Origin of the sequence: Herminiimonas fonticola, from assembly GCF_003293745.1 — a bacterium.
Classification (GTDB): Bacteria; Pseudomonadota; Gammaproteobacteria; order Burkholderiales; family Burkholderiaceae_D; genus Oxalicibacterium; species Oxalicibacterium fonticola.
Genome location: NZ_PTLZ01000002.1, coordinates 315,768 through 341,651 on the forward strand (window position 1 = coordinate 315,768; position 25,884 = coordinate 341,651).

Annotated in this window: 22 protein-coding genes and 1 other RNA gene; 13 read left to right on the forward strand and 10 right to left on the reverse strand. The window is 50.4% G+C overall.

The features are described from left to right. Window positions 1–630 (reverse strand): cation efflux transmembrane domain-containing protein, encoded by a 630-nt coding sequence (locus Hfont_RS08865; RefSeq protein ID WP_112992024.1) that lies wholly within the window; start codon window positions 628–630, stop codon window positions 1–3. Between the two features lie 79 nt (window positions 631–709). On the opposite strand from Hfont_RS08865, the gene cadR reads away from it, so the two are divergent. Beyond that, window positions 710–1,165 carry a Cd(II)/Pb(II)-responsive transcriptional regulator gene (gene cadR / locus Hfont_RS08870; RefSeq protein ID WP_112992025.1) on the forward strand — a complete coding sequence of 152 codons (456 nt, stop codon included), beginning with the start codon at window positions 710–712 and terminating at the stop codon, window positions 1,163–1,165. A gap of 666 nt (window positions 1,166–1,831) precedes the next feature. Here the strand turns inward: cadR and Hfont_RS08875 are convergent. The 3 genes from Hfont_RS08875 to Hfont_RS08885 form a co-directional block, all read right to left on the reverse strand. Further along, window positions 1,832–3,211 carry an MFS transporter gene (locus Hfont_RS08875; RefSeq protein WP_112992026.1) on the reverse strand — a complete coding sequence of 460 codons (1,380 nt, stop codon included), beginning with the start codon at window positions 3,209–3,211 and terminating at the stop codon, window positions 1,832–1,834. Window positions 3,212–3,387: 176 nt separating this feature from the next. Further along, window positions 3,388–4,629, reverse strand: a complete 1,242-nt coding sequence (locus tag Hfont_RS08880; protein WP_112992027.1) for an iron-containing alcohol dehydrogenase — start codon at window positions 4,627–4,629, stop codon at window positions 3,388–3,390. Continuing rightward, entirely contained in the window at window positions 4,616–5,371 is a 756-nt protein-coding gene (locus tag Hfont_RS08885; RefSeq protein ID WP_112992028.1) for an alpha/beta fold hydrolase, read from the reverse strand. The genes Hfont_RS08880 and Hfont_RS08885 overlap by 14 nt, the downstream gene beginning before the upstream one ends. A 139-nt stretch (window positions 5,372–5,510) precedes the next feature. Between Hfont_RS08885 and Hfont_RS08890 the strand changes: the two genes are divergently transcribed. Beyond that, a complete protein-coding gene (locus Hfont_RS08890) occupies window positions 5,511–6,251 on the forward strand; it encodes a GntR family transcriptional regulator (RefSeq protein ID WP_112992029.1) in 741 nt (246 codons plus the stop codon). Window positions 6,252–6,294: 43 nt separating this feature from the next. On the opposite strand, the gene Hfont_RS08895 is transcribed toward Hfont_RS08890, so the two are convergent. After that, the gene (locus tag Hfont_RS08895; RefSeq protein WP_112992030.1) at window positions 6,295–7,113 is read right to left on the reverse strand and encodes a sterol desaturase family protein; all 819 of its coding nucleotides are present in this window, start codon (window positions 7,111–7,113) and stop codon (window positions 6,295–6,297) included. Window positions 7,114–7,274: 161 nt separating this feature from the next. On the opposite strand from Hfont_RS08895, the gene Hfont_RS08900 reads away from it, so the two are divergent. Continuing rightward, window positions 7,275–7,940 (forward strand): cysteine dioxygenase family protein, encoded by a 666-nt coding sequence (locus tag Hfont_RS08900; protein WP_112992031.1) that lies wholly within the window; start codon window positions 7,275–7,277, stop codon window positions 7,938–7,940. Window positions 7,941–8,182: 242 nt separating this feature from the next. Here the strand turns inward: Hfont_RS08900 and Hfont_RS08905 are convergent, their stop codons facing one another. Then, a complete protein-coding gene (locus Hfont_RS08905) occupies window positions 8,183–8,407 on the reverse strand; it encodes a hypothetical protein (protein ID WP_112992032.1) in 225 nt (74 codons plus the stop codon). A 564-nt stretch (window positions 8,408–8,971) separates the two neighbouring features. On the opposite strand from Hfont_RS08905, the gene Hfont_RS08910 reads away from it, so the two are divergent. Together Hfont_RS08910 and Hfont_RS08915 are read left to right on the forward strand one after the other, a co-directional pair. Beyond that, window positions 8,972–9,439, forward strand: a complete 468-nt coding sequence (locus Hfont_RS08910) for a hypothetical protein (protein ID WP_112992033.1) — start codon at window positions 8,972–8,974, stop codon at window positions 9,437–9,439. Continuing rightward, on the forward strand, window positions 9,436–10,359 hold the full coding sequence (locus Hfont_RS08915) for a DUF2145 domain-containing protein (protein ID WP_112992034.1): 924 nt from the start codon (window positions 9,436–9,438) through the stop codon (window positions 10,357–10,359). Before Hfont_RS08910 ends, Hfont_RS08915 begins: the two co-directional genes overlap by 4 nt. Window positions 10,360–10,497: 138 nt before the next feature. Here Hfont_RS08915 and Hfont_RS08920 read toward each other — a convergent pair whose 3' ends face one another. Both Hfont_RS08920 and Hfont_RS08925 read right to left on the reverse strand, forming a co-directional pair. Next, the gene (locus tag Hfont_RS08920) at window positions 10,498–12,585 is read right to left on the reverse strand and encodes a putative bifunctional diguanylate cyclase/phosphodiesterase (protein ID WP_112992429.1); all 2,088 of its coding nucleotides are present in this window, start codon (window positions 12,583–12,585) and stop codon (window positions 10,498–10,500) included. A 259-nt stretch (window positions 12,586–12,844) separates the two neighbouring features. Beyond that, on the reverse strand, window positions 12,845–13,552 hold the full coding sequence (locus tag Hfont_RS08925) for a phosphatase PAP2 family protein (RefSeq protein ID WP_112992035.1): 708 nt from the start codon (window positions 13,550–13,552) through the stop codon (window positions 12,845–12,847). Window positions 13,553–13,934: 382 nt separating this feature from the next. Between Hfont_RS08925 and ribBA the strand changes: the two genes are divergently transcribed. The 4 genes from ribBA to Hfont_RS08945 all read left to right on the forward strand — a co-directional run bounded on the left by ribBA (window position 13,935) and on the right by Hfont_RS08945 (window position 17,519). Beyond that, on the forward strand, window positions 13,935–15,047 hold the full coding sequence (gene ribBA / locus Hfont_RS08930) for a bifunctional 3,4-dihydroxy-2-butanone-4-phosphate synthase/GTP cyclohydrolase II (RefSeq protein WP_112992036.1): 1,113 nt from the start codon (window positions 13,935–13,937) through the stop codon (window positions 15,045–15,047). Between the two features lie 127 nt (window positions 15,048–15,174). Further along, the gene (gene ribH / locus Hfont_RS08935) at window positions 15,175–15,663 is read left to right on the forward strand and encodes a 6,7-dimethyl-8-ribityllumazine synthase (protein WP_112992037.1); all 489 of its coding nucleotides are present in this window, start codon (window positions 15,175–15,177) and stop codon (window positions 15,661–15,663) included. A gap of 88 nt (window positions 15,664–15,751) precedes the next feature. Then, window positions 15,752–16,222 (forward strand): transcription antitermination factor NusB, encoded by a 471-nt coding sequence (gene nusB, locus Hfont_RS08940; protein WP_112992038.1) that lies wholly within the window; start codon window positions 15,752–15,754, stop codon window positions 16,220–16,222. Window positions 16,223–16,334: 112 nt separating this feature from the next. After that, a complete protein-coding gene (locus Hfont_RS08945; RefSeq protein ID WP_112992039.1) occupies window positions 16,335–17,519 on the forward strand; it encodes a pyridoxal phosphate-dependent aminotransferase in 1,185 nt (394 codons plus the stop codon). An 83-nt stretch (window positions 17,520–17,602) separates the two neighbouring features. Here Hfont_RS08945 and Hfont_RS08950 read toward each other — a convergent pair whose 3' ends face one another. Then, on the reverse strand, window positions 17,603–18,559 hold the full coding sequence (locus Hfont_RS08950) for a lytic transglycosylase domain-containing protein (RefSeq protein WP_112992040.1): 957 nt from the start codon (window positions 18,557–18,559) through the stop codon (window positions 17,603–17,605). Between the two features lie 481 nt (window positions 18,560–19,040). On the opposite strand from Hfont_RS08950, the gene ubiD reads away from it, so the two are divergent. Together ubiD and ffs are read left to right on the forward strand one after the other, a co-directional pair. Then, the gene (gene ubiD, locus Hfont_RS08955) at window positions 19,041–20,525 is read left to right on the forward strand and encodes a 4-hydroxy-3-polyprenylbenzoate decarboxylase (protein WP_112992041.1); all 1,485 of its coding nucleotides are present in this window, start codon (window positions 19,041–19,043) and stop codon (window positions 20,523–20,525) included. A 162-nt stretch (window positions 20,526–20,687) separates the two neighbouring features. Further along, window positions 20,688–20,786, forward strand: an RNA gene (ffs, locus tag Hfont_RS08960) — signal recognition particle sRNA small type. Window positions 20,787–20,911: 125 nt separating this feature from the next. Here ffs and Hfont_RS08965 read toward each other — a convergent pair. Then, entirely contained in the window at window positions 20,912–21,367 is a 456-nt protein-coding gene (locus Hfont_RS08965; RefSeq protein ID WP_112992042.1) for a MarR family winged helix-turn-helix transcriptional regulator, read from the reverse strand. Between the two features lie 157 nt (window positions 21,368–21,524). Between Hfont_RS08965 and Hfont_RS08970 the strand changes: the two genes are divergently transcribed. Both Hfont_RS08970 and Hfont_RS08975 read left to right on the forward strand, forming a co-directional pair. After that, entirely contained in the window at window positions 21,525–22,670 is a 1,146-nt protein-coding gene (locus Hfont_RS08970) for an efflux RND transporter periplasmic adaptor subunit (RefSeq protein WP_112992043.1), read from the forward strand. A gap of 106 nt (window positions 22,671–22,776) precedes the next feature. Further along, window positions 22,777–25,884 carry an efflux RND transporter permease subunit gene (locus Hfont_RS08975; protein ID WP_112992044.1) on the forward strand — a complete coding sequence of 1,036 codons (3,108 nt, stop codon included), beginning with the start codon at window positions 22,777–22,779 and terminating at the stop codon, window positions 25,882–25,884.

The window sequence follows — 25,884 nt, forward strand, 5'->3', positions numbered from 1 at the left end:
CTAACAAGGCATTATCTTGGCGGCTAATTCAATCCGTGCGTGTTTGACGACTGACCATGCGCCCGTTAGCCCTAAAGTACCCATCAGAGTAGCGACCACAATATCCGGCCATCCAGAACCCGTCCCGTAGACTCCCAACGCTGCAAGCATGACTGCAATATTCCCAATCGCATCATTGCGTGAACATAACCAAACCGAACGCATATTGGCATCGCCTTCTCGGTAGGCGTAAAGCAGCACGGCAACTGATGCATTCGCTACCAGCGCAAGGAAGCCAATGACGCCCATGGTTGATGATTCGGGGACAATGCCCGACGCCAAATGATATGCAACGCTTCCCAGCACAAAAAGCCCATAACTTCCCATGATGAGACCTTTGGCAAGCGCAGTACGGGAACGCCAAACAGGTGCCAGCCCAAGAACGAAAAGGCTGACTGCGTAGTTGCCAGCATCACCGAAGAAGTCAACGGCATCAGCTAAAAGCGATACCGAACCGGCATGCCACCCGCCGACCAGCTCTACTACGAACATCACGGCATTAACGATGAGAGCAACCCACAAGATGCATCGATAGCGAGCGTCAACCGGTGGTTTATCTGAAGAGCAAGGGCCAGTGCAGCAATCCGCCATGATGAGTCCTTTAAGGTATATTCATGATTAAACACCCTGTAGTAGCTATAGGGTCAAGAAATATATAAAAGGAGTTGTCATGTCTGGTTCAGCGTTGAAGATTGGCGAGTTGGCAAAGATGACCGGCTCGCAAGTAGAGACTGTTCGTTATTACGAACGTGAAGGCTTACTACCTGCGCCACATAGGTCGGAAGGCAATTATCGTCTTTACGATTTAACGCACGTCGAGCATCTGCAGTTTGTATTACGGTGCAGGTCGCTTGATATGACGCTTAACGAGATACGGGAGTTGCTTAAGTTTAGAGATTCGCCAGAAGAAAACTGTGGCGCGGTCAATGAGCTGCTGGACCACCACATCGGACATGTGACCACTCGTATTGCGGAATTGCAGTCGTTAGAAAAACAATTGAAGAAGCTGCGGAAGTTGTGCGGACAATCGCAAAAGGCTAAAGACTGTCAGATACTGCAAGGCTTGTCTAAGCCTCAGAGTACCAAGGCGAGAAAGCTTGCTTCACATGGACCTGGATGCCATTAATTTGAATTACGAATGTCCGCTCTGGGTCGGAAGCAGACGTCTGCCAAAGGCCAAAAGCTGACATTGAGCTATCTAATTCTCTCATCACATTCTCAACTCAATTTTCACGTACTTTATATTGATGTTAATCGGTGCCTCTACGGTATTCTTTGTGCGCATCAGACCTTGAGCTATGGCATTGCCGTCGCTACACTTTTGCATTTGGTAATGGATTACGGAATTAGCGCACATTGCGTCTGTTGGGAAAGCCGCTGTCTATGTTGAAACTATTGCCCTAAGCCTAACGGCCTTCTTGTTGATGGCGTCTACCATAAGCGAGACGTTACGACGCGTTCCGGATGGCTATGCATTCGGAACTGACCTTAAGTCTCCACTTCTTCTTGGATTCCAAGGGGATCTCTTTCTTCTTATCGTCGGGGGATTCCTCAAATAATATTTCTACGCAGAGAGGAAGGTCAATCTCTCAGTGAGCACGATTTTACACGGCGTGTTGCCGAGTCGAATTGTTAAAGTGATTGTTTCTTGCTGCAAGTGTGACCGACAGTTTTCCGATTAGCTGAAAACATAATTCATACGTTAAAAAGCCTGGGCCAATCAGATTGGTCCAGGCTTTTTTAGAGATTCAAGCGCTTAACTCAAATCTAACTTAGCTGTACATGTAAAACCTTATGCAGAAACTTCTTCAAGCGATTTTCCTTTGGTCTCTATACCCATCGTAATGACGATCAGAGCTGCGGCAGTGAAAGAAATGGCGCCCAGAGTAAACACACCTGTATGACCCGTGAACGGCAAGATTACGCCAACTGCAAACGGGCCGAGCAATGAACCCAGGCGACCTATCGATGAAGCAAAACCGGCACCCGTTGCACGAGAGCGCGTAGGGTAGAGTTCTGGCGTGTACGCATAGAGTACGGACCACATGCCGAACATAAAGAATTGCATGCAGAGACCGGCACCTATCAGTTGTGCAACCGGTGCTTGCGCCGTCGCGACTTGGCCATACACATAGGCGGCACATGCACTGCCGATCAGCATCAAGACGCAGGTTGGTTTTCTGCCCCACGCTTCCAGCAGCCATGCAGAAAAGATGAAACCCGGGATACCTGCCAGCGAAATATAGATTGTGTAAGTAACCGATTTGGTGACTTCATAACCGGCTTGCTGCAGCAACGCACCCAGCCATGTGGTGAGACCGTAGTAACCGAGCAAGGCGAAGAACCATAGCGACCACAACATGATGGTGCGCTTCGCATATACGCCGTGCCAAAGTTCTGCGAACAATGCGCGCTTGTTTACTTTTTCAGGCATCGCGATGGCGGCAGTTGGTGGTGGCAGCGGCTTGCCCTTGTTGGCAGCGATCACGCGTTGTTCGATGTGGGTCGTGACGCGATCTGCTTCTTCAATGCGGCCGACTTCTTCCAGCCAGCGAGGTGACTCAGGCACATAGCGGCGGATCACGAAAACGAATACTGCAGGAACCGATAGCGCGATAAAGATGCCGCGCCAGCCTATCAATGGCAAGGTCAGGTAGGCAACGATGCCGGCTGCAATAAAACCGAGCGGCCAGAAACCTTCCAGAATCGCTACGTATTTGCCACGACTTTTAGCCGGAACGATTTCAGAAACCATAGATAAACCGATAGGGAATTCCATCCCCATACCGAAGCCGAGCAGCACACGGAACATCATTAACTGTTCAACGTTTTGCGAGAAGCCGCACAGCAAACTACCTACACCCCAGAACACCATGCTCCATTGGAACACCGGCTTGCGACCAAATTTATCTGCCAGCATGCCGGCCGTTGCGGCGCCAAGAAACATGCCGAGAAAACTGGAGCTTGCCAGCAAACCGGCTTGCGTCGTACTGAGGCCGAACTCTGCCTTGATGGAGCCAAGCACAAAGGTCATGATGCCAAGATCCATCGAATCGAAAAACCAGGCTGTCGCAATAATCGCGAATAGAGAACGCTGGTAGCGTGTCATCGGCAGCCGTTCCAGGCGTGCCGCCACATTAGAAAGAAGCTGAGCTCCAGGGGTTGCATTCATTTTTGTCTCCGGTAATGCCGCATCATTTGTGTGGCTTTTTATTGGATTAATGTTTTTGTTTCTAACTAATATATTACATGAATCTTAGTTATATTCAATGAAAATTCAAGAAGACTTTTGTCGCGTTGAAAACTTTCAACTGAATGCATTATTTTCACGACGATATTCGCCCGGCATTACGCCCTTCCTAGCTCTCCGGCCCATGCGCGCTTAACGATTCGGGCATATGTAGCGGCAACATCTTCGACCGGAAACGCTTTGGCCAGGCGGGTCACGGCCAATGCATCCTCAATCAATGCGGGCAGTTGTTCTTGCGCAATACCAAAATCTCTTAAATTGGTCGGAATCCCGAGTTGGGCTATCAGGTCTCGGATCAGGGCTGGTAATTGCTGGACGACTTGCTGTTCATCTTTGTCATCCAGGCCGAATAAACGCGCGACTTCAAGAAGTTCTTTATGTCGTGTGATTCGTAAGGCATCAAGTACATACGGCAACATGACGGCATTGGTGCTGCCGTGCGACTGATGCGTCAAACCTGCGACTGCGTATGCGATGCCATGCACTGCATTCAAACCTGCACCGCCGTACGATAATGCCGCGTAATGACTTGCATACGCCATGCCGATGCGTGCTTCAGTGTCGCCGCCATCGTGATAGGTGCGCATCAGAAAACGGGCGCAGAGGTCGATCGCTTGATGCGCGAACAACATGGTCAGTGACGAACGGCCGCTATAGCCGGGATCGGGATGCCCGCCTCTATCGAAGTCGAATGAATCCAGCGTTATGTACGATTCCAGCGCATGCGTCAGAGCGTCTATGCCAGAGTCTGCGGTGACGCGTGGTGGGCAAGTGTAGGTGAACTCGGGATCGATCAGTGCAATCACAGGGCGCAATACATTGTCCATAACCGCAACCTTGGTCGCATTGCTGGGATCAATCAGGATCGCGCCGGGTGTGGCTTCCGAACCGGTGCCGGCGGTGGTTGGTAGCGCGATCAAAGGGAGTGCGTGCGGCGCAGCGGGCAGAGCCCCTATAAATTGTTTGACTGGCTTGCCATCCGGGATCGTGACACATAAGGCTTTTGCCAGATCGATGTTGCTGCCCCCACCGAGTGCGATGACGTGGTCTGGACGTGTGTTGCCCAGCTTGCTGCGAATTTCCTGTGTTGCATCGTCGCAGAGAGTGGTGGTTGGATCTGGTTTTCCTCCTTCAAATAAGACAGTTTCTATACCGAGGGCGGTGGCTGCATCGATATATTCTTTTACCCAGGGAGTTTGTTTGCTGAAAAAAGTGTCTGTGACAAGGACGCCGGACTTGTAGCCTAGGCGTGCGAGCAAAGTCGGCAACTGGGCCCGACTGCCGCAACCTAAAATGACACGCGCAGGGGGGCAAAAATGGATTTGATCATTGGTTCGCATGAGACTCTCCGTGGGTCGGGATAGTAGAAAGAAAAGCGCGCATTTCGTCTGCAACGCGCACTGTGTTTTGCTTGAGGATGCTGTGTTTGCCACCGTTAATAATGCGTAGGTTTGCATTCGGCAAGCCCTGTGCAAGCAAATGCGCATGGGCGATTGGTGAGTCTTCATCGTCGCTGCCGTGCACGATTAAAGTCGGTGTGTGGATTGCGGATAGCAAGGGACGTTGATCTGTATCGCTGATGGCTTGCCAGGTCCACGCGACGGCATCGCGATCAGCCGCATTGTGCAGACCTAATCGAACTTCACGCGCTTCAATTTCCTGCAATAGCGGGACGTAATCGGTTTGATGAAACCATTCTGTCTGTTGCAGTACAGGGCTGCCCGACATCAGGATTAGTGCGGCAGGCATGTGCAGCTTTTCACGCTGCAGCAAAGCGATTGTGGCCAGCGTGACCGACACGCCCATGCTCCAGCCCGCCAGCACGAAGTTTGGCGTTGTTACGTGCGTTGCGACTACCTCTGCAATATCTGCAGCAAATTTTTCCAATGTGTAGTCGCTGGTTTGCATGCCGCGAAAGGCATCTGCGCGACCACGTAAATTGGGTTGTATCCAGCGTGCATCGTTCGGCAATAGTTGCACTACCGGATCCCAACTACTGCGCGTTCCCTGTATGCCATGAATCGCAATGATGCTTAAGTCGCTTGCATCGTTGCCAGTGATGGCTACATCAAATTTTTCCATTATTCCTCCACGTTTTACTTGGATATTCTTCGTATATAAGATATATCTTTAGCTGTTCCTGATCGCGTGAACTCTGTAGAGTTATGGTTCACAGCCGTCATATACAATCGTTTTTTCACTAGGTATTGATTCACACTCCATGGCAACTACAAGAAAAACATCAGTCAAGACCAAAGCGGCGGAGCCGAAAAAGAAAACCACACGTCAGGCCAGCAGCATTAATGGCATGGCGGATCCCAAACCGAAGCTGACTGATCTCGCATACGACCAACTCGAAGAGGCGATCATTACCTTGCGTATTCCTCCAGGTTCGGTCATCTCTGAACTGACCTTGAGCGAAATGTTTAACATCGGTCGTACGCCTATACGCGAAGCTATCCAGCGGTTGGCGCGCGAGCATTTGTTACTGGTCTTGCCGCAACGCGGTTTGATGGTTCCTGAAATCGATCTCAAGAAACAGTTGAAGCTTCTGGAAACACGCCGCGAAGTAGAGCGCCTGATTTGCAAAAGTGCTGCGCGCCGTGCGACGCCTGCCGAGCGCGAGATCTTTGCCAGACTGCACGATGAATTCATGCATGCTTCTTCCACTAACGACGACGTCACTTTTATGCGTTCGGATCGTGAGTTCAATGAACTCACACTGGTCGCAGCGCGTAATGAATTTGCCGAAGGTGCTATGCGCCTGATGCATGGCTTATCGCGTCGCTTCTGGTATTTCCATTACAAACAGGCAGCAGATCTTCCGGAAATGGCGCGCTTGCATGCCAATGTGGCCGGAGCGATTGCCAAGGGCGATGTGGCAGCAGCGGGCGAGGGACTCGATCGACTGCTGGACAATATCGAAACCTTTGCAAAAGCAACACTGATGTCCGACATGTAAAAAAAAGCGGTTGCCGGGATCAATTCGGCAACCGCGAAGAGCATCAAATAACGAGGCCGCGATCAATGGTTTCGTTTTCTTCTTTAGTTAATTGAGGTCCATCCAGCGTGACGCGTGAATCATCGAGACGGAAGCGCTTGATGATGGGCTTCAACTCTTCCTTCACATGTTTTTCGCTATAGCCGTTAAACAGGTGGCCGATCAATCCACGATTAAGATCAGTCGTACCCATTGCCCAGTCGGCGATAGGGAAAGTCAGGTTCATGTTGTACTTCATCATGATGCCCTGATTGTGATGCGCAGTATGGTGGCGACGTATCGTGTTGATGAATGGCATATTGCGTACAAACCAGTTCTCATGCACGTGGCAGCAGTAGTGAAATGTTTCATAGATCAGATACTGCGCGACCATCGTAATGAACAGGATATAACCGGCATTCAGATTAAAAATGATGGAGGCCAGATAACCAAACGTCAGACCACCAACACCCAAAGTGATTAATACACGCCAAGGGAAGAAAACGATACGAAATTCACGTGTTGTATCTATCGTCGCTTCGTTATCGGTGAAGTATTGGTGATGCTGGCGGGTGTGGCGATCGTAAATCGCACGTAATGCGTAGACGTCAATGCGACGGTGCATGACGAAACGATGCATCGCCCATTCGACAAAATTCCCGGCCAGAAAAACCGGTATCGCAATCAACCATTCCCAGCCCGCACCGTCCAGTTGCGTCAGGCAATACCAGATTGCTGCAATCCCTACCGAGTACATCACCCCAATATGCAACAGGCCGTTGTATAGCGGGCTGATATCGGCTTTGTATTCTTCGCGGAATTTCCGCTGGCGTTCGCTCATCATGATTATCTCCTTAATCGTTGTGCTTGATGTATGACTGATATATTAGTGGTGTATATTTTCGATGTCAAGGTCGATATTTGGATGCATGGTGATTTTGTGTGAGGTTTGTTGCATGAACGGAAATCCGCAAATCGATAAAATCAAAACGAAAGGAGATGAATATGGAATTGATACCTCGTCTGCAGAAACTGGTGGATACCTTGAATGGTTTGTTCGAGAGTGAAGGTAAAAAAGACGAACAGCAAAAACTTTCCATTGCGGGTGAGGCGTTAAAAATGCTGGTCGCGACTGATGACTGGTTGCCGGAGGAATTTGCGCAATCCCATCCTCAGTACTATCAGCAATACTTGCTGTACTGTGATCCACAGCAACGGTTTTCCATTGTCAGTTTTGTGTGGGGGCCTGGCCAAACCACACCTATACACGATCACAAAGTGTGGGCATTGATAGGCATGCTGCGTGGTGCAGAACGCAGCGAGCGTTTCGTGGTGGCGTCGCAGGCTCAGCCTATGAAGTGCATAAGCAGGGACATACTGTTTCAAGGGGAGATTGAAAGCTTGTCGCCGTCTTTGGGCGATATACATCGTGTGTCAAACGCGTATGCAAACCGCTTATCGATCAGTATCCACATCTATGGTGGGAATATTGGCCAAATTAAACGACACATTTATGATCAGGCCACTGGGAATATGAGCGAATTTATTTCTGAATATTCAAATATCCCGTGCAATTCGGGCTCCTGTTTTCCGACATCTTCGGCGTGTATATCGGGTAATCCTTGTCCTCGATACTTGAAATTTTGCTTTCGGGCAATAGCACACGATTGAGTGGCAGCTTTGGGTCGACAGTAGATAGCAGTTTTATTAGAAAATTTGGAGTTGCGTTTTATGAGGAGGAATTCATAAAAGTTGCTTTGAAAATACAACTTATTTACGACACATTCATCGGAATAACTATTTCCGTACGGCAATTTAAGATAACCTGAAATCTGCGACTGTGCAATACGGTGCAAGGCATCACATGATGCAATACGAACAACTATTTTCCATTCATTTAGATAGAATCTTTCTCATTTCAAAACCATGTTTTCCTCCCCGTTTTCCAAGAATCTATCTTTGCAAGCATGGGGTACCCTCGTTCTTGGCTGGACAGTAAGGGTTTCACTTTCTAAAAGTGCTTTAAGGGCACAAGGGGTTGCAACAAGTAAGCCCAGGGCAAACGGTGTAACTATATTCTTTGATTGCGACTCTAATATTGAACGCGCAATTTGTTCTTCAATTTCATCTTTGTTCATGTGTACTTTCAGAGTGCGAACGCGCGCCTTCCTTGTTAAAAAGAAAAGGATGCATTCGAGGGAAACAGGAGAGTTTTCTAGTACAGGTATTCGAGAGAATTCCTGAATGATTGAATGCTTGGGTCGTAAGATATGCACACTCAATAATTGCAATTATTATAACATTTAAGTTGCTATTTTGAAATATTCAGAAGAGAATAGCGGGCGGTTTTATATCTCAGTTTGTCTGTCTTTGTATCGCTGAAGCCATGAAATTAGACGGTATTTTTGACGGTATTTCTGTAATGAAATTATATTAAATATAATTAAATCAAAGACTTATGATTTTTATTTCATAATCGCACGTTATGTGGAAAGAATGCTGAGCGCTTCAAAATGAGTTTTTAATGAACCTGCTTAAATGAACCTGCTTACTTTGCAGCTTCATCTGTCGTGTAGATATCGGTTCAATGCTCCGAGTAGCAGGAAATTAATGCCGATGCTGTATTTTGTGAAAACTCTATAGCCCCGTTGCTAGTCAGATAGCTCGCATTGTTTTGATGTAATAAGAAAAGGTGTACCACCATGAATTCCTCCCTCCGTCTTCGCCTCGCTTGCTTCGTCGTAATAACAGGCGCCGCGTTTCACGCAAATGCAGAGAGTTTTGCATCGTCGGCTTCAAGTGCCGGTTCAGCCTCTAGCGGCAGCGTGTCGGACTCGTTGCATGATTCGAGCAACAGTTCGAGCAACAGTTCGAGTACGGATGAGAAGAGAGCCGATGGCGACTACCGCATCATCGATGTTGCCGCAGCGCCTAATCGAGGCGATTTCCGACGGGTCACTATGCAGGCTGACACTTCGCAGCAACGTATTGTGCTCGACCTGCCTGCGACCATTCTAGACAAGCAAGGTCTTAGTCGTGGTGATCTGGTGCACGCGCAACATCGCGTGTACGGCCTGGAGTTTGCTCGCAGCGATACGCGCGAAGCGTTCTATCTCGTGCTGGACGACAAGTGGCATGAAGAACTTGCGCCGCGCATCGTCGGTCTGTGAGGCTTAGGCCGCTCCTATTACTCTTGTTGACGGTTGCAGCCGTTACAGTCGCTGGCGCGGCAAATGCTGCCTCCGGCTTATCGGCCGCATCGAATTTCTGTGATCGGGCGCATCAGCTCTCCGCGGGCCAGCAAGATCGCATATTGCGATTTGCGGCTGTCGTGCGCGAGGAGTTGGCTGCGATTAACAGTAGTGCGGTATTGATCAGCCGCTCCGGTCTGGATTTGTCACGCTTTCATATACGTTACTCGCATGCCGCCATTGCCTGGCGAGATGAGGATGAGGTGTGGACTGCTCGCCAGCTCTACTATGCATGTGATGAAGAGCGCCCCCGCATTTATGACCAGGGCATTGCCGGATTCGCGATGGGTATCGACAATCCGTCGCTTGGCTACATCTCGATAGTCAAACTGCCATCTGACTCGGCACAGATACTTAGAGACGCATCGCTGGATAAAGCGCGCGTACTGAGATTGCTGGCGGCGACCTATAGCGCCAATGCCTATGCATATGGTCTGAGCTATCAGAATTGCAATCAGTGGGTGATGGAAACACTGGCGGCGGCATGGGGCGGGCTGGCTGATGGCGAGGACTTGCGCGAGCGTGCCCAGCTTTGGTTACGCCAGGCTGGCTATGCGCCGCAACCGACGGCTGTCGATTCCCACTGGCTAATGTTTGCTGCAGGTTTTGTGCCGCTTTTGCATCTTGATGATCATCCAGCAGATGATCGCTTTGCGATGAAACTGAAGATCAGTTTGCCGGCCACCGTCGAAACTTTCATCCAGGAGAAATTCCCTGGTACTGAACACATCGAGATTTGCCACGATGGCAAACGCGTCGTTGTACATCACGGCTGGTCGCCTATCGCCGACGGATGTATACCGGGAGAAGGTGATCGTATTGTCTACCTGGATGAGTAACAAATATCCTCTTCGTTACCAACCGACCTACATTAGGTAAATTGATCGGCTAAGGTTTTTGGCGCTTGCTGCGGATAAACTGAGGTGCCGAAGTTGCCTATACGATGTCTAGTGGCAGCACGATGATTGGTATCAATGTCATGCGATTTTTGAGGCAGACATTGCATTTTCTTCCTTCAGGAATTGAAGGGGGGACATAGGTCTTCCCATCAAATAGCCTTGCAGTACGTCGCATCCTAATGATGTCAAACAATCCTGCTGATTAGTGGTTTCAACTCCTTTACCGACAATGCGTAAATTGAGCGAATGTCCCAATGAGATGATCGCTGCGACAATAGCAGCATCGTTTGTTCCATACGCTAGCTCACGTATAAAATCGCGATCAATTTTCAATTCACTGGCTGGCATGTGTTTTAGGTAGCGAAGGCTAGAGTAAGCCGAGCCAAAATCATCAATCGAAATTTCCACACCCAACTCAGCTAATTTTTTCAATATAAGCAAACTAGCTTCTATATTGTGCATGGTCGCTGACTCTTTCACCTCCAGAATAAGGCAGCCTGGAGGCAGACTACGCCCAATGAGTGTTGCGGCTACGAATTCAACCAGGTTAGTTTGTCGAAACTGGCTCGCAGATAAATTGACTGATATTTTCCATGTCGAGTAACCGACGTCATGCCATTCACGCATCTGCCTGCATGCTTCGTCCAGTACCCATTCTCCGATTGTGTCAATTAATCCCGTTTTCGTCGCAATAGGTACGAAATCATCAGGTTCAATTATTCCGCGCGTTGGATGTTTCCAGCGCAACAAGGCCTCTGCGCCTACAATCGAACCGTTTTGCGCGTGAAACTTTGGTTGATAATCTAAATAGAATTCACCAAGTTTCAATGCATTGCGCAGGTCTTGAATGAATTGAAGTTGATTATGGGCGTTAGCATTCATCGACGATTCGAAGAAGCGATAGCCAGCACGGCCAGTATGCTTGGTATGGTACATCGCTGCATCGGCATTCACTAACAAGTCATGTTCCGTGACTCCATTTTCAGGAAATACGGCAATGCCGATACTGCTTGATATACAAAAGTCATATTCGTTTATTTGGACCGGCTGATTGATGGCAATGACAAGTTTATTGGCGACTGAGGCAGCATCTTCGAGATCATTTATTTCAATCAAAATTACAAACTCGTCTCCTCCCAAACGGGCGACAATATCTTGTTCGCGAAGATTGTTGCGAATGCGTGCGGCGACCTCAATCAATAGCAAGTCCCCGGTGTGGTGTCCAAGCGAATCATTGACTGTTTTAAAACCATCCAGATCAAGAAACATGATCGCAAATCGACTTCCTTCTCGAGTCGCATTACTCAGCATTTGCTTCAGTCGCTCTTCCAGAAATCTGCGGTTTGCCAATTTAGTTAAGTTGTCATGTAGTGTTTGTTTTGTTAGCTCTGAGTTTGCATCAGCCAGCGAGCGAGCCAGTTTCTCTGTCTGTGTTTCTAATTTTTCATCCAGAGCCGACGTTAGTAATGCCGATGCAAATGCCAACACTGCCAAGGTCGTAACAATGACAAGCACAGTTAATTGACCCGGCTTGATGCCATCGGCTACTGCGCTACAAACACTACCGATGGGGAAATTCGCTGCCGCCATTCCTGTGTAGTGCATCCCAACAATCGCGCCACCCATGATGATGGAAGCAAGCGCTCTAAATGTCTTCGTGTGACGCGCGTCTTTGCGCAACTTGAATGCGATCCAAAGTGCTGCGCCAGACGCAAAGACCGCTATGACTATAGACGTGCCGAATAGGAAGCGGTCATATTCAATGCCGGGAGTCATGCGTAATGCAGCCATGCCGGTGTAGTGCATGGCCGCGATAGCCGATCCCATGATAACGGCACTGATGGATAGATGAGTGACCGGAAGATGAGGCTGATTAATTTGCCAAAGAGCAAATCCGGATGCGAGAACGGCGATGACTAAAGACAGAGCCGAAATTTTAAAATCGTAAGCCAGCGGTATGGGTAGTTGGAATGCCAGCATGCCGATGAAATGCATGGACCATATCCCGACTCCCATTACGAGAGCACCACCGACCAGCCAGCCAAAGATGTTTTTTTCTTGGAGAGAGTTGATTCGGCCGGCCAAATTCAGCGCAGTATAAGACGTCAGAATGGCGACCATGAAAGAAAGAGATACCAATGACGAATCATAGCTTGTACTTAGCATGACGTACCTCATTCAATAGGGCGGCGCATTGCGCAAGTCACACGCGGAAAAGACGGTATTTCTCCATTCATACGGCCAGCAATATGCCGAAGAAAGTGCGATGAAGCACTTTTATAATAAGCGTTGATTTGTGTCAATAAAATTAACGCGCTCTTAATGTCATTTCAAGGAGCTTTATCCATTTGTACGTGTTTTTCAATGCAGAATGAATGCCTTCTGCTCCCAAATGCTTAGGTCTGGAAGTCTTCTGCTGAGTATTTCAAGCAGGCAGGGTTGGCGGCATAGACGTTTTGTATGGGATCAGGTAGCGGGTATTAAATAGAAGGGCAAGTGCGCTTACCCAAGCCAGAGACAACATCCAGCCCGCTAAAATATCGCTTGGGTAATGGAAGCCCTGGTACATACGACATACGCCAACCAAAAGAACGGCGGCGATACTGATTGCAACGATTATCGGAATCTTGCGGCTGGAACGCCATAGGATTACTAAGGCTATCGCGATGGCCATCGACTGCGTTGCATGACCACTGGGGAATCCAAAAGATGCATGAGTTATCCACAAATCCGGTCGACTTCGCTGAATTGCTATTTTGAGAATTGATGCGAGGATAGCCGAACCGGCGATCGCCACTAGCCAGAACAAGGCTGTGCGCCACAGACGTTGGTACAGCAGATAGCACAAGATAAAAACGCTCAGCAGAGTGACCAGCATAGAAATCGTTGACGCAATATGATCCAGCAATGGTGTCGCATACACACGGAGAGACCATAGAAGAGTTTTCTCGAAGACAGGAAAACCGCCGCGGTTTATGCGCTCTGCGAGGGAAAAGAAAAAAATCATTGGCAGGATGACGCCAAATAGAAGCAAGGCTTTCCTGATCTGTCCAATATATGCATGATTACCCCGCAAGCTCCGAAGAGTCCATCCATCCTGTTTTGTGAAGTAATTTCGAACTGGATTTGTCATGTGCTAACTCAGCTAGAGTCTGTTTAAGGATGTATGTCAGTTCGTCAATTTTTTGCCATTAACTGAGTCGGGGCAAACCGGTGCAGGCTGGTTTGCAAGAAGCGCAAGGAAAAGAAAAGCAGGGCCCAATGTTATGCAAGTAGGGTGACAACTTAATGACAAATTCTTAATGAACGGTGGCTGAGGCCAGTGGCATCGCTTTAATCCACAGCGTCAACATCGATTACAAACAGGCAGTCCAAAAACAGCCGCAGATCACACTAAAATGTCTGCGGGCCGGCACAAATCGCCGAATTCCGCTCAAACCGGCCGATTCTTGCGTAATCCAGAGAGTAGAAGGCCGCCAAATCCTTTAAAATAGCGACCTACTCCGAGATTACCCATGTCTATTTCAACTACCCAAGAAATCGTTACAGAATTACGTGCCGGCCGTATGGTGATACTGGTCGATGAAGAAGATCGTGAAAACGAAGGCGATCTGGTGTTGGCGGCCGAGTTCGTCACGCCGGAAGCGATCAATTTCATGGCCAAGTTCGGTCGCGGTCTGGTTTGTTTGACATTGACCGAAGAACGCTGCGATCAACTTGCGCTGGCGATGATGACGTCGCGTAATGGCACTTCGTACGGCACGAATTTCACGGTATCGATCGAAGCGGCTGAGGGCGTGACGACTGGGATTTCTGCCGCGGATCGTGCAAAAACCATTCAGGTTGCGGTATCGAAGAATGCCAAGCCGTCAGACATTGTGCAGCCCGGCCATATTTTCCCCTTGAAGGCACAAAAAGGCGGCGTGCTGATGCGTGCTGGTCATACCGAAGCCGGTTGCGATTTTGCCGAATTGGCCGGCTTGACGCCTGCCGCGGTGATTTGCGAAATCATGAAGGACGACGGTACGATGGCGCGTCTGCCGGATTTGATCGAATTCGCCAAAGAACATAATTTGAAAATCGGCACGATTGCCGACCTGATTCATTACCGCAGCCAACATGAAAGCTTCGTCGATCGCATCGGCGAACGTACGATGGAAACCGTACACGGTACTTTCCAGGCCGTGCTGTATCGCGACAAGCCTAGCGGCGGCGCGCATCTGGCGCTGGTGCATGGAAAAATTGTACCCGGCGAGGAAACCCTGGTGCGCGTGCATCAGCCAGTATCGATTCTCGATCTGCTGGAAACCAAGGCGACCACGCATTCATGGAATATGGCTTCAGCGATGGCGGCGATCAAACAGTCCGAGCGCGGCGTGATGGTTTTGTTGAATTGCGAAGAATCGGCTGATGAGCTGTTCTCTCAATTTGAAGCGCTGACCAATCCTGATATACGCCCACAACAACGCGCGGCGCGTATGGATCTGCGTACCTACGGTATTGGTGCGCAGATTTTGAAAGATCTGTCGGTTTGCAAAATGAAGCTGCTTGCCAATCCACGCAAGATGCCCTCGATGACAGGTTTCAACCTGGAAGTAACCGGTTATCGGGCAACCCCTGAAAATTGAGCGCTCGTTCAATTTTCATGAAATTATTTAATTAAATCAAGAGACAAGCTGTTGTTTCGGCAGAATTGAAATGCAGCAAAGTTGAACCAGTAATGTATCCAGCGCTTTGCGCATGAAGGGAAATACCATGACAGTTGGCACCTACGATATGAATTTGGCAGGAGAAGGTTTGCGCATAGGCATCGTGCAGGCACGTTTCAATCAGGACGTATGTCATGGTTTGCTGGCAGCTTGCCTGGCCGAACTGAAGCATCTGGGTGTCGAAGACGAAGACGTCTTGCATGTGACGGTTCCCGGCGCGCTGGAAATTCCTTTGGCCTTGCGCAAAATGGCAGAAACGCTGCAGTTCGATGCATTGATTGCGATTGGCGCAGTGATTCGCGGCGAGACCTACCACTTTGAACTGGTATCAAATGAATCCGGCGCTGGCATCACACGCGTAGCTCTCGATTTCGGCCTGCCGATTGCGAATGCTGTATTGACCACAGATACCGACGAACAAGCCGAAGTACGGATGGCGGAAAAAGGTGCCGATGCGGCACGTGTCGCCGTCGAGATGGCCAATCTGACGATCGCGCTGGAAGATCTGGCCGACGCCGGCGACGCAGAAGAGTAATCGTCCGAGAGTAAATGTTTTTATCGCCTGCTTGCAGTGCGCGCTTTTTAACCTTTTTTGCGCCTTCTGAAATGAAGTGCTGTGAGCCATGACCCAAAAAACCGACCACGCCAATCCGAGCAAAAACCGTACGCCGCGTCATCGCGCGCGTGAATTTGCCTTGCAAGGCCTGTATCAATGGCTGTTGAATAACGAAGACGTGCGCGTGATCGAAACGCATATTCGTCAGGCGCATGGCTTCGACAAGGCCGATGCCGAGCATTTCGATGCGCTGCTGTATGGCAGCATCAAGCAAGTGGCCGAACTGCGCGCCGGTTTGTCGCCGCTGATCGATAGAGAGATTTCGGCTTTGTCACCAGTGGAACATGCAGCTTTGCTGATCGGCGCATTTGAATTGAAGAACCACATCGAGATTCCGTACAAGGTTGTCATCAATGAAGCGGTTGAATTGACTAAATCCTTTGGCGGTATCGATGGCCACAAGTATGTGAATGGCGTGCTGGATAAGTTTGCGGCAAGCGTGCGCGAGCCTGAAATCAACGGCGGACGTAAGGGCTGATCTGTTGTTTGCCGATTACTTTTGTTTCGAAAGTAAGGCTGAAAAATAAAATTGCCGCCACCTTGTTTCCGTTTGCTCGGATGCCGGTGGCGGTTTTCATTGGGGAATTAGTTTGCCTTCGAATTTGACTCAACTCGCTTCGCGTCTCGATAACATCGCGCCTTTCCACGTTATGGAGTTGGCAAAGATGGCCGCCGAACTGGAGCGGCAAGGGCGCCACATCATTCATATGGGCATAGGCGAGCCGGACTTTACGGCTGCGCCGTCTGTGCAAGCGGCCGCGGCGCAAGCCATGGCCGATGGCAAGATGCAGTACACGTCTGCGACCGGCTTGCCGGAATTGCGAGCAGCGATTGCCCGGCATTACCACGATAAATACGGTGTTGAAGTGGCGCCATCGCGCATCATCGTGACGCCTGGCGCATCCGGCGCTTTATTGCTGGCTTGCGCTGCGTTGGTCGAAAAAGGGGCGGAAGTATTGATGTCCGACCCTTCATATCCGTGTAACCGGCATTTCGTCGCAGCTTTTGATGGGACGTCGAAGTTAATTGCGAGCGGTCCTGAGCATCGCTTTCAGCTGTCGGCAGATATGGTGCGTGAAAACTGGGGCGAACAAACCTGCGGCGTGTTGTTGGCTTCACCATCGAACCCGACTGGCACTTCGATCGCAGAAGATGAACTGCGCAGCATTGTCGAAGTCGTGCGTGAAAAGCAGGGCTTCACGATAGTCGACGAGATTTATCATGGGCTGCGCTACGACGCAGCGCCATTTTCTGCGCTGTCGCTGGGCGACGATGTGATCGTCATTAACAGCTTCTCCAAATATTTCAATATGACGGGCTGGCGTTTAGGCTGGCTGGTAGTGCCGGAAGCGTTAGTACAGCCTATCGAAAAACTGGCGCAGAACCTGTTCATCTGTCCGTCGAGTCTGGCGCAGCATGCCGGTCTGGCCTGCTTTGAACCGGAGGCGACCACAGTTTATGAAGCGCGCAAAGCCGAGTTCAAGCGCCGTCGCGATTACATAGTGCCTGCGCTGGAAGGGCTTGGTTTCAAAGTGCCTGTCATGCCGGACGGTGCGTTTTATGTGTATGCCGATTGCAGCGCCTTGTCTGACGACGCAGATAGCCTGACGATAGCGATGTTGAATGAGGCGGGAGTGGTGATGGTGCCGGGGCTGGATTTCGGTCCGTCCACGGCGCATCAATATATCCGCGTGTCGTATGCAACGTCGATGGAGAATTTGCAGGAGGCGGTAGCGCGCTTGCGGGTTTTCTTTGAAAAGCGCAATAAAGCGTGAGAATTCAGGAATAAATGGAAATAAAAAAGGAGCCAAGGGCTCCTTTTTTTATGACTTCATTTGCGGCTTTAATATCGAGCGGCTTACAGTGAAGTGTATTGTGCGACATTCGCCTGACGACGCGCGCGATCTTCCAGCGCTGTTTTGTCGTTGATCATATCTGCAGTTTTTTCCTGTGCCGAATTTGGAATTGGCTGGATGCGTGGCGCTGCACGGCTGGCCATCGTGGCAAAAGCCGATACGCGTTTGCCGCCTGCAACCGCTTTCAAGCGATCATATTCACCTAATACCTTGGCACCGTAACCGTCGTCGCTAGCCATAGCTGCTGCGCCTACATAGCGTTTCAAGCCAGCTTCAACCGAGCCGCCACGTGCCACGTATTCCTTCAGGATCAAGGCGCCGACACGGATGTTGGCGACTGGATTCAGCGCTGCATGTGTGCCGCCCATTTCTGCAAATTTGTCGCGATGCACTTTTGACATGACTTGCATCAGGCCTTGTGCGCCAACCGGGCTTTCAGCAAACGGATTGAAGCGCGATTCGATCGCCATCACTGCCAAAATCAACAAGGGGTCAATCTGGACCTCCTTGCCGGTCAGGTAAGCTGCAGAAACCAGCATATTGGTTGCATCGTTGGCGACGCGATAGCGCTTGGCGATCCATTGCGTTACGCGTTGCTGTTGCAAGTCGGTACCTATCATGGCGGCATTGCCGGATGATGTGCTTGGGGTTGGGTCTTCGGAGTCGGCAGCAGTTGCCGCTTCATCCATCAGATTTGCCATAGGCGGCATTTCTTCAGGTGCTGGTGACGCAATGGCTTCGCTGAATGGTGACAGTGCTTGTACGCGGTCTGCAATTTCCGGCTTGAAAAACATCAAGGCGAGGGTTGCGATGGCAGTCAGGCCTAAAGCCATGACTGCGTGGCGTCCAGTTGCAACGAGGCGACTGGTTGAGCTGCGGACGGAGATCGACGTTGCGATCGCCTGTCGTGCTGATTGGTTGGCGACTTTACGCATCGCCGAGTTGATTCGATTTAACATGCAAAACTCCAGGATTGACGCGGCAAATAAAGGGCTCCACTACAAATGACGCACATCTGTAGAACCCTGCACATGCCGTGAATCAGAGAAATCGCTTGCTGTCGCGCGTCGCGTACGGCAAGCGTCGGAGTTGATTACTTATCGGGCGCGCATCGTATGCGGCATGCCCTTGGCAAACAACTTTTTCGGGGAGAAGGCGAGAAGCCTTTTGAAAACACTCCTAAAATGTCATGTGGGACCCCGATCCCGTGAAATGAAGAGTGTTTCTTTTCTGCCCGGTTTGGTGTTCCAATACGGGGCCTGCTCTTCAAGTTGTGCGGATTGTAGGAGGCGGTTTATATCAAGTCAATACTATAAAAACTAAATTCTATTACTTTTAAATCTTAAGTTTTGGTCGCTAGTCCGGTAAAACCTAAGTGAATCAGGTACTTGGCTGTTTTATTTGAAAATTCAAGTGCACTGTGCAAAATGGCGAAAAAATATGAAATATTCAGATTTACGTGACTTTATTTCTCAGTTGCAACAGATGGGCGAACTTAAACGCATAAACATGCCAGTTTCGCCGTATTTAGAGATGACGGAGATCTGTGATCGCACTCTTCGCGCCCAAGGTCCGGCACTTTTGTTCGAGCAGCCGACCGGGCATAAAATTCCCGTACTAGGTAATCTTTTCGGTACGCCGCAGCGCGTTGCTCTGGGTATGGGGGCAACCGATGTCAGTGAATTGCGCAAAATCGGTCACGTGCTGGCGATGCTGAAGGAGCCGGAACCGCCGAAAGGATTCAAGGACATGTTGGGTCTTGGATCGTTGGTGAAGTCGTTATGGGATATGGCGCCTAAGGAGCGCAGCAGCGCGCCATGCCAGGAAATCGTATGGGAAGGTAATGATGTCGATCTGGCGCGCCTGCCGATTCAGCATTGCTGGCCGGGCGATATCGCCCCTCTTATTACATGGGGTTTGGTGATTACCAAAGGTCCGCACAAGAAACGCCAGAATCTGGGTATATATAGGCAGCAGGTTATTGGCCGCAACAAAGTCATCATGCGCTGGCTGGCACAACGTGGCGGCGCGCTGGATTTTCGTGAGCACAGTATTGTTAACCGCGGCCAGCCGTATCCGATCGCGGTCGCACTCGGTGCCGATCCCGCTACTATATTAGGAGCGGTGACGCCGGTGCCGGACAGTTTGTCGGAATACCAGTTCGCCGGCTTGTTGCGCGGCAGCCGGACTGAATTGGTCAAGGCGATCGGTAGCGAGTTGCGCGTGCCAGCTTCCGCTGAAATTGTGCTGGAAGGGCATATTTATCCGGACGAATCGCATCCGTCCGGTTACGAGCATGCGCTCGAAGGCCCGTATGGCGATCACACTGGTTATTACAACGAGCAGGATACATTTCCCGTCTTCACGATCGATCGCATCACGATGCGACAAGATCCGATTTATCACTCTACGTATACAGGCAAGCCGCCGGATGAGCCGGCCGTGCTCGGTGTGGCCTTGAATGAGGTATTCATTCCGCTGCTGCAAAAGCAGTTTTCGGAAATACTGGATTTCTATCTGCCGCCCGAAGGATGCAGCTACCGGATGGCGGTTGTGCAGATCAAGAAAGCCTACCCGGGTCATGCCAAGCGCGTCATGTTCGGCGTATGGAGCTTTTTGCGTCAGTTCATGTATACCAAGTTCATCATCGTAGTGGATGAGGACGTGAATATCCGCGACTGGAAAGAAGTGATCTGGGCGATTACAACCCGGGTTGATCCTACGCGTGACACGACGCTGGTCGACAACACGCCTATCGATTATCTGGATTTTGCGTCACCGGTCAGCGGCCTGGGCAGCAAAATGGGTATAGACGCGACCAATAAATGGCCGGGTGAAACCAGTCGCGAATGGGGCACGACCATCGCCATGACGCCGGAAGTAAAAAAACGTGTCGATCAGATCTGGCAGGAGCTGGGGATTTAATCGGCGAAGTCTATGACGTCTCGTTGATCTGCATAGCACAAATAAAGGGCCGCTTCAAAGAGCGGCCCTTTATGTATGCACTGGTATTGCTCTGAGGATTTGCCGTGCTGCCGCAGCTAATTCCTGCAGCGCGCTTCGTTTTTTGCTGTTAAAATTCACCTCGGCGGGCCCCTGCGCATTGCGGCATGGCCAACCTGGTCAGGTCGGGAACGAAGCAGCCACAGTCATTTCCTGCAAGTGCCGCAGACAAGGCTCGCCTCTTTATCTTTTTATAGCCACAGCTCTAGTCGCTATACCTTCCAAGTAGCATCCATATATAGACAGTCCCACCAGTTGATCTGCTCGGCTGTTTTGTGATTCTCTAATTTAATCTCGCTCAGCTTGTACTAATCAGGCAGCAAATTACTTTTCATTCTGCGCATGACTTGTGTGCTACTTTCGATTTCACTAATCGACAAGCCTTGCATCATCTCTGCGCGTAGTTCTTTCGATAACTTTTCGATAATCTTCAATTGTTCATTCGCCTTGGGGGTCAGTACCGCATATTTACGTCGCTTGTCGGCGCTGGATGCGGTGCGCTGTACCCATTCCTTTTCTTCTAGTATGTCTAGCAGGCGAACCAGCGTCGGGCTTTCGATGCCTAGCTTGCGTGCCAGGTCGCGTTGCATCAAGCCTTGCGGATGTCTATGCAACTGTAATAGGACCTGACGAGTCGAAAGGTTCAAGCCGAACGGTTTGAGGCGCTGATTCATCTGGTAACGCCAGGCGCGCGAGATGTCGCCTATCGTTTGTCCGAGTTCGGTTTGGTAATCGGTCAGATTGCCGTGTATGTCTGCTGTCATTTTTCCGTCAGCCTGTTGCGATGAATGATAATTGGCATGTTAAGCTAGCAGTTAGTATAGCTAACGAATTGATGCTTGGTAACGTTGGCACTTGCGCTTATTTTCATGAATTGCTTTTTCAGCAGTTCATTTCATCAGTTCACACTAAATAGTCAGCATGCAACAAACGAAAAAATATCTTTTGATAGGCGCAGCAGTCGTGGTGCTTGGTGGCGTCGCTTATCTGGGTTTGCGCGCTCCTGCGGAGCACGGCAAAAAATCCGATAACGTGCAAATCGTCAAAACCGCTATCGCTGAACAAAAGACGATTCCGATCAAGGTTCTGGCCAATGGCTATGTAACGGCGATTAATACAGTCGACGTGCGGCCTAAAGTGCAGAACATTGTGCGCACGATACACGTGAAGGAAGGGCAGTTCGTCAAAGCCGGCCAATTGCTGTTCACGCTGGATGAACGCAGCGATCAATCGAACGTGGCAAAAGCGCGTGCTGAACTGGCCGCCAGTCAATCAGATCTGGCGGACGCAGAGTTGACGCTCAAACGCAACGAAGATCTGCTGGCGCGTAATTTTGTTTCCAAGGCCGTCGTCGATACCTCGCGTAACAAGGTTGAGTCATTACGTAATACCGTCAAGGCGAATCAGGCGATTACAGAATCCGGCAATGTTGCCCTCAGTGATAACCGTATCGAAGCCAGTATTTCCGGCCGTATCGGCATTATCAGTGTGCATCCTGGCAGCTTGGCGCAACCGTCCGGTGACGCGATGGTGACAATCTCTCAGCTCGATCCGATAGCGGTGAGCTTTACCTTGCCTGAGCGTGAATTGGCAAATATCACCGCGACTTATCCACAAGGTAATGCACCGGTTAAAGTGCAATTGCCGGGACAACCGGAAGTGACCGGCAAACTTATCTTTATCGACAACACTGCAGATACACAAAGCGGCACGATACGCATGAAGGCGCAATTCGATAACGCGGCGCAAAAATTATGGCCAGGCACTTTTGTCAGTGTGAATATGATTTCGCGTAACGTGGCGGATGCAGTGCTGGTACCGGCGCAAGCGGTAGTCACCGGGCCGGAATACAAATTCATCTATGTTGTGCAGGCAGATGACACGGTCAAGGAACAAAAGATTGAAGTCGTGGCGATCGAAGAGGGCCAGGCAGCGGTCACTGGCCTGGTTGCGAATGCACGCGTTGTAGTCGAGGGCACGCAAAATCTGCGCGCCGGCAGCAAAATCAGTGAAGCAAAAGATAAGTCGCCCGCTGGTGCAAAACCATCTGTCGCCCCAGTTCATTAATTGGTATTTCCAATCGCAAGATCGCAGGTGGCGCTCAGCATTTGTACATGCGAGCGCATGCTTCTTAAATTGATCAACACAGTGTTATTGCCCGACTGATTATCCAGTGAATATTTCCGAACTTTGCATACGTCGGCCGGTCATGACCGTGCTCTTGTCGATCGCGGTGGTCGTGATCGGTATCTTTTGCTATTTCAAGTTGCCGATTGCGGCCTTGCCTAGCTACGACACGCCGATCATTAACGTTACGGCATCCTTGCCCGGCGCCAGCCCGGAAGTCATGGCATCGTCTGTCGCAACGCCGCTGGAAAAACAGTTTTCCACCATCGCCGGCGTTGCCACTATCAGTTCCAGCAGCACCCTGGGCAATACCTCCATCGTTTTAGAGTTCGATCAAAATCGCGATATCGATGCCGCTGCGGTCGATGTACAAGCTGCATTGCTGCGCGCGCAGCGCAGTCTGCCGGACGAGATGAATGATTTGCCGGCATACCGCAAGGTCAATCCGGCCGATGCCGCGATCTTGTTGCTGGCATTAACGTCGCCATCGATCTCTTTATCCGATCTGAACGACTATGCAGAGAATCTGATTTCACCATCACTGTCGACAATTGACGGGGTGGCGCAGGTGCAGGTGTACGGTCAACGGCGTTATGCAGTGCGCATCAAGGTCAAGCCGAACGAACTGGCGGCACGCAATATGACGCTGGATGAAATTGCTGCATCGCTGCGTGCCTCGAATGCCAATTCACCGGTCGGCGTTCTGGATGGCCCGCGTCAGACGCTGACCTTGCAGGCAAATGAACAATTGAAAAATGCAGAAGCGTTCAGCAATCTGGTTATCAGCAGCAGCAACGGACAAACCACGCGTCTGAAAGATGTAGCGACGGTCGAAGATAGTGTGGAATCGACCAAGAGCGGTAGCTGGGTAAACGGCAAGCCTTCGATTGTTCTTGCAGTGCAGCGCCAGCCGAATGCCAACACGGTGGCCGTGGTCGATGGCGTCAAACGCACCTTGCCGCAATTCAAATCACAAATGCCTGCATCCATCGAGTTGCAGGTTTTGAACGATAGGTCAGTCTCGATACGCGAGGCGATTCATGACGTCAAACTGACTTTGCTGCTGACCATCGCATTGGTGGTGCTGGTAATTTTCCTGTTTTTGAAGCGACTGACTGCGACACTGATTCCAGTGTTGTCTTTGCCGATTTCGTTGATCGGTTGTTGCGCCTTGATGTACTGGTTTGGCTACAGTCTCGACAATATCTCGCTGCTTGGCATCACGATTGCTGTCGGGCTGGTGGTGGATGATGCGATCGTCATGCTGGAAAACATCGTGCGTCATATAGAAGATGGCATGGAGCCTTTGGCTGCGGCCTTGAAGGGATCGCGTGAAGTCAGCTTCACGATTATTTCGATTTCGATTTCTCTGGTCGCTGTCTTCATCCCTATCTTTTTCATGCCGGGCGTGATCGGTTTGCTGTTCCATGAATTTGCCGCTGTGGTGTCATTGGCGGTGCTGGTTTCCGCGGTCATGTCTTTGACGCTGGTGCCGATGATGTGCAGCCGTTTGCTGAAGCATGAAGAACAGGATGGCAACGAAGGCGCTCACTCACAGGAAAAAGAAAACTGGCTTATCAGAACGTTCGAAAAAGGATTCAATCGCGTACTCGATAGTTATACGCATGCACTTGATTGGTCGCTCGCACATAGAGTCACGATGTTGTGGGTTGCCGTGGGCACTTTTGTGTTGACCGCGTTTTTATTCATCACGATTCCAAAAGGTTTTTTCCCTTCAGAAGATATCGGCCAGATCAGCGTCACGATAGAAGGGCCTCAGGATGCCTCGTACCCCACCATGGTGCAACTGGTAACTGCCGTCGGTACCATCATTCAAAATGATCCGAATGTAGCGACCGCGACGATGCGCGCGCGCGATAGCAATGTCGGCAACATGTTCGTTGGCCTCAAGCCGCGTTCCGAACGTGCTTCGATGGAGAAAGTATTAAGCGATTTGCGCCGCAAGGTGAAAGCGGTTCCGGGAGCGACGGTTTATTTGACGCCAGTGCAAAATTTACGGCTGGGCGGCCGCACATCCAAGAGTCAGTTCCAGTATGTATTGCAAAGCGTGCAAGCAGAGGAGTTGAATACGTGGGCGGAAAAAATGCAGGCGCAGATGCGCGCTGACGGTTCTTTCATTGACGTCACCAGCGATTCGCAACTGAAGGGTTTGCAGGCAGTGGTAGAAATCAACCGCGATCGCGCGAATGAAGCGGGTGTCGGTATCGCCGACATACGCACCGCGCTGTACAGTGCTTACGGTGATCGCCAAGTCTCGACGATTTATACCAGCAGCAATAGTTACTCGGTGATCATGCAGGATGACAGCACGGGCATGCAGGATGAATCGACGCTGAGCAAAATTTATCTGCGTAGCAAAACCGGTGCGCTGGTGCCGTTATTAAGTGTGGCAACAGTCAAGCGTACTGCGGGGCCTATCTCGGTCAATCATCAGGGACAACTGCAGGCGATTACACTGTCTTTCAATCTGGCGCCCGGCATTCCTCTGGGTGATGCGACCAAGAAAGTCGATCAGATCAAGGATGCCATCAATTTTCCGGCTGGCATCGCAACCAATTATGCGGGTGATGCCGCTGTATTCCAGTCGTCACAAAGCAGCCAGATTGCCTTGGTCGTGCTGGCACTGGTCGTGATCTATATTCTGCTCGGCGTTTTGTATGAAAGTTATATTCATCCGATCACGATTCTTGCCGGTTTGCCGTCTGCTGCGGTGGGTGCACTGCTGACGTTGCGTATCTTTGGTTTTGAACTGACGATGATTGCGGTGATCGGTATCTTGCTGTTGATTGGTTTGGTGAAAAAGAACGCGATCATGATGATCGACTTTGCACTGGCTGCACAACGGGAACAAGGTATGACACCGGCCGAAGCGATTCGTACTGCATGTATTTTGCGCTTCCGTCCTATCATGATGACGACGCTGGCAGCAGCATTTGGTGCGCTGCCGATTGCGCTTGGCCTGGGTGCCGGTGCAGAGTTGCGACAGCCGCTAGGCTTGGCTGTGGTGGGTGGTTTGCTGGTGTCGCAAGTGATTACGCTGTTGATTACACCAGTGATCTATCTATACCTCGATCGCTTCAGTGGCGATGGTCCGTTGCAGATCACAGCTGAGCAGGAACTGGCTGCACGTTGA